This window comes from Flavobacterium commune (genome assembly GCF_001857965.1).
Classification (GTDB): domain Bacteria; phylum Bacteroidota; class Bacteroidia; order Flavobacteriales; family Flavobacteriaceae; genus Flavobacterium; species Flavobacterium commune.
Genome location: NZ_CP017774.1, coordinates 588046 through 600062 on the forward strand (window position 1 = coordinate 588046; position 12017 = coordinate 600062).

Annotated in this window: 12 protein-coding genes; 6 read left to right on the forward strand and 6 right to left on the reverse strand. The window is 32.3% G+C overall.

Annotated elements, in window-relative coordinates:
• The first annotated feature begins 8 nt into the window (after positions 1-8).
• The 6 genes from infC (at position 9) to BIW12_RS02470 (ending at position 4510) form a co-directional block, all read left to right on the forward strand.
• Positions 9-563 (forward strand): translation initiation factor IF-3, encoded by a 555-nt coding sequence (infC, locus tag BIW12_RS02450; RefSeq protein WP_394332097.1) that lies wholly within the window; start codon positions 9-11, stop codon positions 561-563.
• Positions 564-689: 126 nt separating this feature from the next.
• Positions 690-887 carry a 50S ribosomal protein L35 gene (gene rpmI / locus BIW12_RS16125; protein WP_007810722.1) on the forward strand — a complete coding sequence of 66 codons (198 nt, stop codon included), beginning with the start codon at positions 690-692 and terminating at the stop codon, positions 885-887.
• A 169-nt stretch (positions 888-1056) separates the two neighbouring features.
• A complete protein-coding gene (gene rplT, locus BIW12_RS02455) occupies positions 1057-1401 on the forward strand; it encodes a 50S ribosomal protein L20 (protein ID WP_035633036.1) in 345 nt (114 codons plus the stop codon).
• A gap of 153 nt (positions 1402-1554) precedes the next feature.
• Positions 1555-3282 (forward strand): tetratricopeptide repeat-containing sensor histidine kinase, encoded by a 1728-nt coding sequence (locus tag BIW12_RS02460; RefSeq protein ID WP_083382032.1) that lies wholly within the window; start codon positions 1555-1557, stop codon positions 3280-3282.
• 9 nt (positions 3283-3291) lie between these two features.
• Positions 3292-3963, forward strand: coding sequence for a response regulator (locus BIW12_RS02465; protein ID WP_071183652.1), 672 nt, complete (start codon positions 3292-3294; stop codon positions 3961-3963).
• A 157-nt stretch (positions 3964-4120) separates the two neighbouring features.
• Positions 4121-4510, forward strand: a complete 390-nt coding sequence (locus tag BIW12_RS02470; RefSeq protein WP_071183653.1) for a hypothetical protein — start codon at positions 4121-4123, stop codon at positions 4508-4510.
• A 6-nt stretch (positions 4511-4516) separates the two neighbouring features.
• Here BIW12_RS02470 and BIW12_RS02475 read toward each other — a convergent pair whose 3' ends face one another.
• From BIW12_RS02475 to tgt, 6 genes are all read right to left on the reverse strand, one after another.
• A complete protein-coding gene (locus BIW12_RS02475; protein WP_071183654.1) occupies positions 4517-5779 on the reverse strand; it encodes an asparagine synthetase B in 1263 nt (420 codons plus the stop codon).
• A gap of 36 nt (positions 5780-5815) precedes the next feature.
• Positions 5816-7360: a replicative DNA helicase gene (dnaB, locus tag BIW12_RS02480; protein WP_071183655.1), complete on the reverse strand. Its 1545-nt coding sequence runs from the start codon at positions 7358-7360 to the stop codon at positions 5816-5818.
• Between the two features lie 143 nt (positions 7361-7503).
• Positions 7504-8457, reverse strand: coding sequence for an acetyl-CoA carboxylase carboxyltransferase subunit alpha (locus BIW12_RS02485; protein ID WP_071183656.1), 954 nt, complete (start codon positions 8455-8457; stop codon positions 7504-7506).
• Between the two features lie 218 nt (positions 8458-8675).
• Positions 8676-9566, reverse strand: a complete 891-nt coding sequence (locus BIW12_RS02490; RefSeq protein ID WP_071183657.1) for a DMT family transporter — start codon at positions 9564-9566, stop codon at positions 8676-8678.
• The gene (locus BIW12_RS02495; RefSeq protein WP_071183658.1) at positions 9553-10641 is read right to left on the reverse strand and encodes an LptF/LptG family permease; all 1089 of its coding nucleotides are present in this window, start codon (positions 10639-10641) and stop codon (positions 9553-9555) included. Before BIW12_RS02495 ends, BIW12_RS02490 begins: the two co-directional genes overlap by 14 nt.
• Before the next feature lie 87 nt (positions 10642-10728).
• Positions 10729-11859: a tRNA guanosine(34) transglycosylase Tgt gene (gene tgt, locus BIW12_RS02500; RefSeq protein WP_071183659.1), complete on the reverse strand. Its 1131-nt coding sequence runs from the start codon at positions 11857-11859 to the stop codon at positions 10729-10731.
• Positions 11860-12017: the final 158 nt, after the last annotated feature.

The window sequence follows — 12017 nt, forward strand, 5'->3', positions numbered from 1 at the left end:
TTAAAGTCATAGCAATAAGAAGCAACAGAGGTTTTCAACCTCGCGTAGAAAAAAAAGATGCACACAGAATAAATAATCTTATTCGTGTACCAGAAGTACGATTAGTAGGTGAAAATGTAGAGCCAGGAGTTTTCAAAACTTCAGAAGCTTTGCGTTTAGCAGATCAATTTGAATTGGATTTAGTTGAAATTTCACCGAATGCAGATCCGCCGGTTTGTAAAATCATGGATTACAAAAAGTTTGTTTATGAGCAAAAGAAACGTGAAAAAATTCTAAAAGCGAAATCGTCACAAGTTGTCGTTAAGGAAATCCGTTTTGGTCCTCAAACAGATGAGCATGATTATGAATTTAAAAGAAAGAACGCTGAAAAATTCTTAAAAGAAGGTGCTAAATTGAAAGCATTTGTTTTCTTTAAAGGGCGTTCGATTATTTATAAAGATCAAGGTCAAATCTTATTATTAAGACTAGCTCAGGATTTAGAAGAACATGGTAAGGTGGAAGCAATGCCCGTTCTTGAAGGAAAGAGAATGATTATGTTCATCGCTCCTAAGAAAAAAAAGTAAGCAGTTAGCAGAAGACAAATTGCAGAAAATACAATGAGATTAGCAAAAGCTCCGTTCGCTTCGCTCGGGTGCTTCGCAAGCTCGCAAAGACAAGTAAGTAAGAATAAATTAAAACACTAGGAAAAAATGCCTAAAATGAAAACCAAATCTAGCGCCAAGAAACGTTTTAAAGTTACTGGTTCTGGAAAGATCAAAAGAAAACACGCTTTTAAAAGTCACATCTTGACTAAAAAATCTAAGAAACGTAAATTAGCTTTGACTCACTCAGCGCTAGTTCACTCAACAGATATGAAAAGCATCAAACAACAATTAAGAATTATATAATTGTTAATCGTTAAGAGTTATTTGTTATAAGTAAAAAACTTCTAACCTCTAATTCTAACTTCTAACTTTTTATTCTTTAGGTTAAAACAATTAAATTATAACCTTGGAGTATGGCCATAAGTTCTCTTGATTAAATTCGGGACGCCTGCTACAAAAAAACAATAAAATTATGCCAAGATCGGTAAATTCAGTTGCTAAAAGAGCAAGAAGAAAAAAAATAATGAAGCAAGCCAAAGGTTTCTTTGGAAGACGTAAAAACGTTTGGACAGTTGCAAAGAATGCGGTAGAAAAAGCAATGTGCTATGCATACCGTGACAGAAAAGTGAACAAAAGAAATTTCCGCGCTTTATGGATTCAACGTATCAACGCTGGAGCTAGATTAGAGGGAATGTCTTATTCACAATTCATGGGTAAAGTAAAAGCTAACGGAATCGAATTGAACAGAAAAGTTCTTGCTGATTTAGCTATGAACCACCCAGAAGCTTTCAAAGCTGTACTTAATAAAGTAAAATAAACGTTTTATCAACTCAATTTAGGATTACTTACTTACATAGAAAAACCTCATTCTTCCGAATGAGGTTTTTTTGTTATATTGAAACTCAAAAAAAAGACACCTAAATAACGTCAGGACATTTTCAGATATACAGAAAAATAGTATTTTAGTAAAATGATTTTTCCAAAAATAATTTTCAGAACAATAACTGTATTATTGTTACTCCTAACCTTTTCATGCCATAAAAAGGAAGAGGTTGTTTTAAAAGACAGCACATACAATACAAAACAAGTTAATCAATACTACAAACTTGCCAACGAGTATTACGATAATTCTAAATATGATAGTGCCTTTTATTATGCTAACAAAACAAAGCTAATAATCAATCCTGAAAAAGAATTTACAAAGTACACTACTACTATGTTTATTTTAGTAACATCTCAACAACTACAAGGAGACTATTCAGGTGCTGAAAGTACAATTGTTGAAACGCTTTCTAATATTGAAAAGGTAAAGAATGAAAGACAAAAATATAAATTTCACACCATGCTAGCATACAATCACACATGCCAAGCAAATTTTAATGAGGCTTTATTTTATTATAAAAAAGCACTCTCGTTTAATGTTTCTAAAAAACGTAAACTACTAAGTGTCATTAACATTGGAAATATTTACAAACAACAAAAGAAATACAAAAAAGCTATAGAAATATTACTCCCTTTACTTGATGAAAAAGAAATAAAACAAAACAGATATTATCTCTCCGGTATATTAAATGACTTAGGTTATTGTTATTTTAAAATTGGTAACCTAAACGCTATTGCATTTCTAAATAAATCATTAAAACTTAGTTCCAATATGGATGCAACAGCTGATGATGATTATGATTTAACAACTAATTATTATAATTTATATGAATATTATTTAAAAAAAGACCAAAAAAAGGCAGTGAGATATGCTAATTTATATTATCAAAAAGCAACAGAATATAACAATCCAGGTGATCGTTTACTAGCCTTAAGTTTCTTAATAAAAAACAGCACAGGAAAAGAATTAAAAAACTATTCTCTTAATTACATACATCTTAATGATAGCATTACTAAAGTAAGACAAAAGGCAAAAAATTATTTTGCTAAATTAAAATACGATTCTAAAAAAGAAAAAGAAGAAAATCAGAAATTAAAAGCTGAAAAAGAGCTACAAGAGGAATTAGAAAAAAACAAGAATATTGTAATTACTTTCACAATAGTAATTATACTAATCATATCCGGGTTCATCTATTACTACCTAATTGAGAAAAATAAAAAAGAAAAACTTCAAACAGCCTATAATACCGAAATTAGAATTTCAAAAAAACTACACGACGAATTAGCCAATGATATCTTTCAAACTATCAATTTTGCTGAAACTAATGACCTTTCTTCTACTAATAACACCGAAAAACTACTCGAAAATTTAGATCATATTTATTCAACAACAAGAAATATTTCAAGAGAAAACAGCCTAGTTGAAACCGGAAATCTTTTTGAGGAACATTTAAAAGATATGATTTACAGCTTTAAAAATCACTCGGTAAATGTTATTATTAATGGGTTAGAAAATATAGATTGGTCCAACATAAACAACTTAAAAAAAATTACAATATATCGTGTCCTTCAAGAGTCATTGATAAACATGAAAAAACATAGTAAATCTAACTTAGTCATAATTTCGTTTAAAGAACAAGAAAATAAACTTTTATTGAATTATTTTGACAACGGAATTGGAATTAATCTTGAAGAAAATATTAAAAAAAATGGACTTCAAAATGCAGAAAACCGTATTACAGCCATCAATGGTAGTTTTTATTTTGATAGCGAACCCAATAAAGGCGTTAAAATAAATATGATTATCCCAATATAATTAATCAATATGTTTAAAAAAGTATTAATTGCCGAAGATTTAGATTCTATTAGTCAATCCATCATACACACCTTAGAAGAACTTTCTATAGACGATATTCAACACGTAAAATATTGTGATGACGCTCATATAAGAATTAAAAAAGCATTAGCTGAAAAAAAACCATTCGATTTATTAATAAGCGACTTATCTTTTAAACAAGACCACAGAGAAAATAAACTTATTAATGGCGAAGAACTTATTGCTGCTGCAAAAAAAACACAACCAAACATCAAAACAATTGTCTTTTCTATTGAAGATAAATCTTTTAAAATAAAATCTTTATTCAATATTTTAAAGATTGATGCTTATGTGATAAAAGGCAGAAATAGCATTAAAGAATTAGAAAAAGCAATTAACCGAATTTACAATAACGAAACTGGAATTTTATTACCGGAAATAAACACTAATACATCAACAGAAAAATCTATAATCGAAATAGAATCTTATGATATTTCATTATTAAAATCATTATCCAAAGGATTAATTATAAACGAAATTGCAACCGAATTTAAAAAATCAGGAATTGTCCCAAACGGAAATAGTAGTATTGAAAAACGCCTTAACAAACTCAAAACCTACTTCAAAGCAAATAACAATGTACACCTTATTGCTATAGCAAAAGACATGGGATTAATCTAAAATCAATCTATTAGAATTAATAATTCCTTCATAAAAAAGTTCTCTGTTTACGGTTTTCCGTAAAAAAAATATTTTTATTAGTTATAGATTTGGATTCCAATCTACATTAAAACTACCACTAATAAAAACTAAACGACATAGTTAAAATAAATCAACTATGAGAACTAAAATGAATAGTCTATCCAAATTTATAATAATAGGATTATTAATAAATTCGAGTTCCTGCTCCAATGATGATAAACAAAATCTCATTTCGAAAAAAGAGACAACTGAGAAACAGAAGATAAAAACATCCAACATTTATAAGTCAAACTATTTTTATTATTATTCCCCCCGAAATAATAAGAAATACGATCATCAATTTACAGGAACAAATGAAAATGGCGAACAAGTAAATGGAATTATTAATCTTGAAAATGAAGTCGGAATCGGAATTTTAAAAGAAAAAAACAATAATGAAATTGAAATTATCAGTGAGGATATTAATTATAAAGAAATAATAGCAACTGATATTAATGGCTTAAAGTATAAATTAAAAATCGATTAATAAATACTAGGTTTTTTGTTGTTTTTTTCTCGCAGCAGGAAACAAAACATTATTTAAAATCAATCGATAACCTGGTGAATTAGGATGTAAATCTAAAACTGTAGGAGCATCCCCTACTTTGTGTTGGTAATCTTCCGGATCGTGTCCTCCATAAAAACTGAACATTCCTTTTCCTTTTTGTCCGTGAATGTATCTGGATTCTCCATTTAGCTCACAAGTCCCTAATGTCAAAACATTAGATTTTATCAATCTGGCATCAAAAGCTGTAGTTTGTCCCATAAATCCTTTCACGAGTTGGGTATGATTTTGACATAACATAGAAGGAATTGGATCCCATTTGGCCGAAAATTCCATTAGCGTAAAATAATCTTTCTCCATTGGGACGATTCTTTTTTCGGTCATATCAATATCTGAAAACTCATACTTTTCAGGACTTCTTTCTAAAATAAAATCTTTAAATGCTAAAGAATTACCATAATTTAATTTCGACTGATAATTAGCTTCACTCGGATCGCCATCAAACATTGATTCGCAAATATCTACTCCATCAGCTGATAAAGCAATATCAAAACTATCCGTTGCCGAACACATGGCAAACATAAATCCGCCACCGATAACAAAATCTCTGATTTTTTTAGCTACAGCTCCTTTTTCTTGCGAAACTTTAGCATAACCCAATTTGACAGCCAGATTTTCAGCTTCTTTTTTTTGTTCGATATACCAGGGCACATTTCGATATGAACTATAAAATTTACCGTATTGTCCCGTAAAATCTTCATGATGCAAATGCAACCAATCATACAGAACTAATTGGTCACTTAAAACTTCTTCATCATAAATAGCGGTAAAAGGAATTTCGGCATAGGTTAAAACCAAAGTTACGGCATCATCCCAAGGTTGTTTTCCTTTAGGCGTATAAACAGCAATCTTGGGTGCTTTTTCCAAAATCACATTTTCCATATTTTGCGATGGACTTGCAATTTCGTTTAAAATAACCTGCTGTTCATTATCTGATAAAATTTCGAAACTTACTCCTCTAATTTGGCATTCTTTTCGAATTTCAGCTGCATCGGGTAATAAAAACGAGCCACCGCGATAATTAAGCAGCCAACTCGCCTTGTATTTTTTATCCAGACACCAATAGGTAATTCCGTAAGCTTTAAGGTGATTTTGCTGTGAATTCTCATCCATTGGCAACAAAATAAAAGAAGCCTTTACTGAAAAAGAAATTAAGATAATTATGAGGAAAGCTATTTTTCTAAAAAGCATTGGAATGTTTTATTTCAAATATAGCATTTTTTTATCTTAGAAAGGCATATCGTCGTCATCGTCATCATTCAAATTACTTCCAAAAGCTTCATGAGGTGAAGGCAGATTTTTAGTAATATAAGAATTATCATCCTGATTCATTGCCGAAGGTAAATCGTCATCATAACCTCCGCTATAATCATCTAAATTGTCAAACTTACCTAAATGTCCTAAGAATTTCAAACGAACATTTTCGATTCCACCATTACGGTGTTTTGCAATCATGATTTCGGCCTGACCTGCAGTTGGTGCTGCTTCATCATCATCCCATTCGTCAATTTTATAATATTCAGGACGGTATAAAAACGATACAATATCAGCATCCTGCTCAATCGCTCCCGATTCACGAAGGTCAGAAAGCAAAGGTCGCTTACTGGAACCACGCGTCTCAACGGCACGCGATAACTGTGAAAGTGCAATTACAGGAACATTCAATTCTTTGGCTAAAGCCTTTAAGTTTCGGGAAATAGTCGAGATCTCCTGCTCACGATTTCCTCCACCTTTTGAATTTCCACCAGCGGTCATCAACTGCAAATAATCGATAATAATAATCTTTATACCGTGTTGTGAATGCAAACGTCTTGCTTTTGCTCGTAAATCAAAAATAGAAAGCGAAGGCGTATCATCAATAAATAAAGGTGCTTTTTCTAAGTCTTTAACCTTAGTACTTAGCATAGTCCACTCGTGTGGTTCTAATTTACCAGTACGTAATTTCTCAGACGACAAACCTGTTTCAGACGAAATCAAACGAGTGATCAATTGTACAGAAGCCATCTCCAGCGAAAATACAGCTACTCCGTGTCCGTAATCAATTGCCATATTTCTTGCCATTGACAATACAAAAGCTGTTTTTCCCATTGCCGGACGAGCCGCAATAATAATCAAGTCACTTGGCTGCCATCCTGAAGTTAGTTTATCTAAATTAGTAAAACCGGTTTCAACACCACTCAATCCTTCTTTTTTACTAATTTCTTCAATTTTCTTTTTGGCTTGTAAAACTAAACTTTGTGCAGTTTCCGAACTACGTTTAATATTTCCCTGGGTAACTTCGTAAAGTTTTGATTCTGCTTTGTCTAACAAATCAAAAACATCGGTAGTTTCATCATAGGAATCTTCGATAATTTCAGATGAAATACGAATTAAACTGCGTTGAATAAATTTCTGAAGAATAATCCTTGAGTGAAATTCAATATGTGCTGATGAAGATATTTTTTGTGTTAACTGAATTAAATAAAAATCGCCTCCTGCTAACTCTAATTTTCCATTCTTTTTTAACTGAGCCGAAACAGTCAACAAATCGATAGGTTGTGTTTCAGTAAACAACTGTACAATTGCTTCAAAAATATGCTTATGAGATTCTTTATAGAATGCGTCAGACTGAAGAATATCAATGACATCATCAACCCCTTTTTTATCAATCATCATTGCACCCAGTACAGCTTCCTCTAATTCAATAGCTTGTGGAGGAAGTTTTCCTTTTTCTAAATTTATGATTGTAGTTTTATCTACCTTAACAGGCTTAACATTCTTGAAATTTTCCATAGCACGAAAGTAACATAAATTTTAAAAAAAACACAGTTTAGTTATTACACGAATATGTTTATAACTAAGTCGATTTTGTTTATAACCAAAAAAAATCCGTCTCGTTAGTAAACGAGACGGATTATCATTTTAAAATAAGTTTATTATTCTTTGAATTCACCCATTTTAGTGTATTTATCCATTCTCTGAGCAATTAAATCAGCTGTTGATAAATCTTTCAATTCGTTGTATCCTTTTAAGATATACTGTTCAACTGTTCTGAAAGTAGTCTCTCTGTCATAATGAGCTCCTCCTAATGGTTCAGGAATAATATCATCTATTAATTCTTGTTTTTTCATATCAGCAGAAGTCAATTTTAATGCCTCAGCTGCTTTTTCTTTATACTCCCAGCTTTTCCATAAAATAGAAGAACAAGACTCAGGAGAAATAACCGAATACCAAGTGTTTTCAAGCATGTAAACACGGTCTCCAACTCCTATTCCTAAAGCCCCACCTGAAGCACCTTCACCAACAATGATGGTAATAATAGGCACTTTAAGCAAAACCATTTCGTAAATATTTCTGGCAATAGCTTCACCTTGTCCGCGCTCTTCAGCTTCTAAACCTGGATAAGCTCCCGGAGTATCTATTAAAGTAACTACTGGAATATTAAACTTTTCGGCCATTTTCATCAATCGCAAAGCTTTACGATAACCTTCAGGATTAGCCATTCCAAAGTTTCTGTACTGACGCGTTTTAGTATTGTATCCCTTTTGTTGACCAATAATCATAAAAGATTGACCGCCAATTTTTCCTAAACCACCTATCATGGCTTTATCATCTTTAAATCCTCTGTCTCCATGAAGTTCTAAAAATGTATCTCCACAAAGTCCTCTAACGTGGTCTAAGGTATAAGGTCTGCTTGGATGTCTTGACAATTGCACACGTTGCCAGGCAGTAAGATTTTCATAGATATTTTTCTTAGTCTCAATCAGTTTATCGTTGATTTGATTGCATGTAGCGGTAACATCAACATCTGATTCCTGCCCAATAACTTGACATTTTTCTAACTGATCTTCAAGTTCTTTTATTGGAAGCTCAAAATCTAAATATTCCATAGGATTTGTGCGTTATTATTTTATTTGGAAGTGCAAATATAAAATATTAAATCATTTACACCCTCTTATTTTTTATTTTAGTGAAGCTGTCACCATAAAATCTACATTACAATTCTTTTAGAATACATCTAAAAAGAATTCATTCAGCTGATTATCAACGTTAATTTTTATCTTTCAAATAGAAATCAATTCCTTTGAATCCAACTTCTTAAATCATATTAATTATTTTTTACTAATCTTCTTCGGTGTTTTAAAATACCATTTAATATTACCGTCACGATAATAACAACTGCTCCTACATAAAACAAGGCACTCATTTTTTCTTTTTCTCCAATAATAAAGTAAGCCAGAACAATTCCGTAAACAGGTTCCAGATTAGTTGTCAGCATTACCGTATAAGGACTTAATTGCTTCATTACTTTTACCGAAGCTGTAAAAGCATAAGCAGTACAAACACTGGATAAAACAAACAACAGTGTCCAGTCATTAAAAGAAACATCAAAAAAGTCCGCAGTAAATTTATTTTTCCAAAGAAAATAACCACTAATGAAAAATATTCCAGCCAGAAACTCATAAAATGTAATCACCGCCGAATCGTGCTTCAGAATTAATTTCCCATTAGATAAGGTAAACAAAACTCCTAAAATTATAGAAACCAAGGCAAACAACATTCCTTCAAAATAAGCCATTTCGACCTGCATAATTACTGACAATGCCGCAATAATAACCAAACCAAAAAACACTTCGTACCAAAGCACTTTTCGCCCATAAAACAAGGGTTCTAACAATGAAGCCAGAAAAGCACCCAATGAAAAAACAGACAAAGTAATCGATACATTGGAAACATGTATGGCATGAAAGAAAAAAATCCAATGCAGTGCAATTAACAAACCTACAAAGCTTAATTTAAGCAGAGAAAACAAAGGAATACGAAAAGATCTTCTGGAATAAAAGTTATAAAAACCTAAAAACAAAGCTGCTAAAAGCATTCGATACCAAACAATAACATCGGCATCCACTGTAATCAAAGCACCAAGTATGGCAGTAAATCCCCAAATAAATACTATAAGATGGAGATTCAAATAGCTTTTAAGTCTATCGTTTGGCATTGCGCAGTAGATATACAGCCAGAATTCCAAAAACGATATTTGAAAACCAAACAGCTAACATAGGAGGAAAAGTCGATTTCTCGGCCAAAACTCCAAAAATCTTATCAAAAAACACAAAACTAAATGCCACAGCAATTCCTATGGTCAAATTCATTCCCATTCCTCCCCTCCTTTTCATCGAGGATACCGCAACAGCAATAACTGTGAGAATAAATGCCGAAACCGGAACGCTGAATTTCTTATACAAAACCACCGAATAAACCTTGATATTAGACGAACCTCTTTTTCTTTCCTTATCAATAAAATCGATTAACTCGCCCACTCTTAGAGTTTCAGCAATATAAACCACAGGAGTTAAATCTTCGAGTTCAAATTTAAACTTCAGATTTTTTTCAGGCAAAACTTCAATCTTATCCCCTAATTCTCCTACTGTTCTTTTAGTATAATCGTATAAAGTATAAGTACTGTCTTTTTCATTCCATTTAATCCTGCTGGCAGTAATTTTAGAAACCATTTTTTCTTTATCAAATTTCTCTAAAACAAAATTAAAAGCCATCTTAGAAGAACTATTAAAATTACTTACATACAAGAATTCCTTATTATTCAATTGTCGGTAAACATCTGTATTGTCGCCAACCATTTGCTCTCTACCTCCCGATCTCAAGTACATGTATCGAAAATTATTGAACCCTTCACTGGCTTTTGGAACTACATAAAATCCCATTAATAAAACTCCAATAGAAACTATTGTAGCTCCAATGATAAATGGTCTTAAAAAACGAGTAAAAGAAATCCCCGAACTCAAAATAGCTATAATCTCAGTATTATTGGCCAATTTTGAAGTAAACCAAATAATTGACAAAAACAAAAATATTGGGAATAACGCATTTGCAAAATAGATAGTAAAATTACCGTAATAGACAACAACGTCCATAAATGGAACTTTATTCTCAATCATCTTATTAATCTTTTCCGAAACGTCAATTATAATCCCAATAGGGATAAACATCAACAACATAGCCATAAAAGTGGCTAAATATCTTTTAAGAATGTACCTATCTAATATCGTTAACATACTTTAAAGTTAGAAGTTAGAAGTTAGAAATTAGAAGTCAAGTACTGAGAAACTCCCAGCTTCCATCATCTAACTCCCAGCTTTTTTTTACAAGCGTTGGCTCATGTTTTTTACCATCATCTCTTTCCAAGGTCTGAAATCGCCTGCCAAAATATGTTTTCTGGCCTCACGAACTAACCACATATAAAAACCTAAATTATGAATCGTAGCAATTTGTTTTCCAAGATATTCATTAGCTGCAAATAGGTGACGTAAATAGGCTTTGGTATATTCGGTATCCACAAATGTGATTCCCATTTCGTCAATTGGCGAAAAATCGGCTTCCCATTTTTTATTCTTGATATTGATTGTTCCGTTAGCCGTAAACAACATTCCGTTTCTGGCATTACGGGTAGGCATCACACAATCAAACATATCAATTCCTAGTGCAATATTTTCTAAAATATTAATCGGAGTTCCCACTCCCATCAAATAACGCGGTTTGTCTTCCGGCAAAATTTCGGTAACCACCTCAGTCATCGCATACATTTCCTCAGCAGGTTCACCAACTGACAATCCTCCAATGGCATTTCCTACCTGACCGGAATTAGCAATATATTCAGCCGATTGACGTCTTAAATCTTTGTAAGTACTTCCCTGAACAATAGGAAAAAAAGCTTGATCATAACCATATTTCACCGGCACTTTGTCCAGATGATTGATACAACGGTCTAACCAACGGTGGGTCATGTGCATCGAACGTTTCGCATAATTATAATCGCAAGGATAAGGCGTACATTCGTCAAAAGCCATAATGATATCAGCTCCAATAGTACGCTGAATTTCCATCACATTTTCGGGCGTAAACACATGATACGAACCATCAATATGCGATTTAAACTTCACCCCTTCTTCCTTAATTTTTCGGCTATTCGAAAGAGAATACACCTGATAACCTCCAGAATCCGTCAAAATATTACGATCCCAATTCATGAATTTATGCAAACCACCCGCTGCTTCTAAAATTTTAGTCTGTGGACGCAAATACAAATGATAGGTATTTCCAAGAATAATATCAGGATTAATATCGTTTTTTAATTCTCTCTGATGCACCCCTTTTACCGAGGCAACAGTGCCTACAGGCATAAAAATAGGCGTTTCAATTACACCGTGATCTGTGGTAATGCTTCCCGCTCTGGCTTTAGAAAGTGGGTCTTTTTGTAATAAATCAAACTTCATACTAAGGTTTTTCTACCGATTGTTCGGCTGGCAAAGATAGTTTAATTTGGAAAAAGTCACTTATTTTTAACAGCAAAATCAGAGTGTTGACTTTTAAAAGTTTCCACCACAAATTACACCAACAAACACAAATTACCAGCTGTTTTTAATTACACAAA

Excerpts from the sequence above, each read along its gene's own strand:
- rpmI (WP_007810722.1), top strand. The coding sequence starts at position 690 with ATGCCTAAAATGAAAACCAAATCTAGCGCCAAGAAACGTTTTAAAGTT.
- rplT (WP_035633036.1), top strand. The coding sequence starts at position 1,057 with ATGCCAAGATCGGTAAATTCAGTTGCTAAAAGAGCAAGAAGAAAAAAA.
- BIW12_RS02460 (WP_083382032.1), top strand. The coding sequence starts at position 1,555 with ATGATTTTTCCAAAAATAATTTTCAGAACAATAACTGTATTATTGTTA.
- BIW12_RS02465 (WP_071183652.1), top strand. The coding sequence starts at position 3,292 with ATGTTTAAAAAAGTATTAATTGCCGAAGATTTAGATTCTATTAGTCAA.
- BIW12_RS02470 (WP_071183653.1), top strand. The coding sequence starts at position 4,121 with ATGAGAACTAAAATGAATAGTCTATCCAAATTTATAATAATAGGATTA.
- BIW12_RS02475 (WP_071183654.1), bottom strand. The coding sequence starts at position 5,779 with ATGCTTTTTAGAAAAATAGCTTTCCTCATAATTATCTTAATTTCTTTT.
- dnaB (WP_071183655.1), bottom strand. The coding sequence starts at position 7,360 with ATGGAAAATTTCAAGAATGTTAAGCCTGTTAAGGTAGATAAAACTACA.
- BIW12_RS02485 (WP_071183656.1), bottom strand. The coding sequence starts at position 8,457 with ATGGAATATTTAGATTTTGAGCTTCCAATAAAAGAACTTGAAGATCAG.
- BIW12_RS02490 (WP_071183657.1), bottom strand. The coding sequence starts at position 9,566 with ATGCCAAACGATAGACTTAAAAGCTATTTGAATCTCCATCTTATAGTA.
- BIW12_RS02495 (WP_071183658.1), bottom strand. The coding sequence starts at position 10,641 with ATGTTAACGATATTAGATAGGTACATTCTTAAAAGATATTTAGCCACT.
- tgt (WP_071183659.1), bottom strand. The coding sequence starts at position 11,859 with ATGAAGTTTGATTTATTACAAAAAGACCCACTTTCTAAAGCCAGAGCG.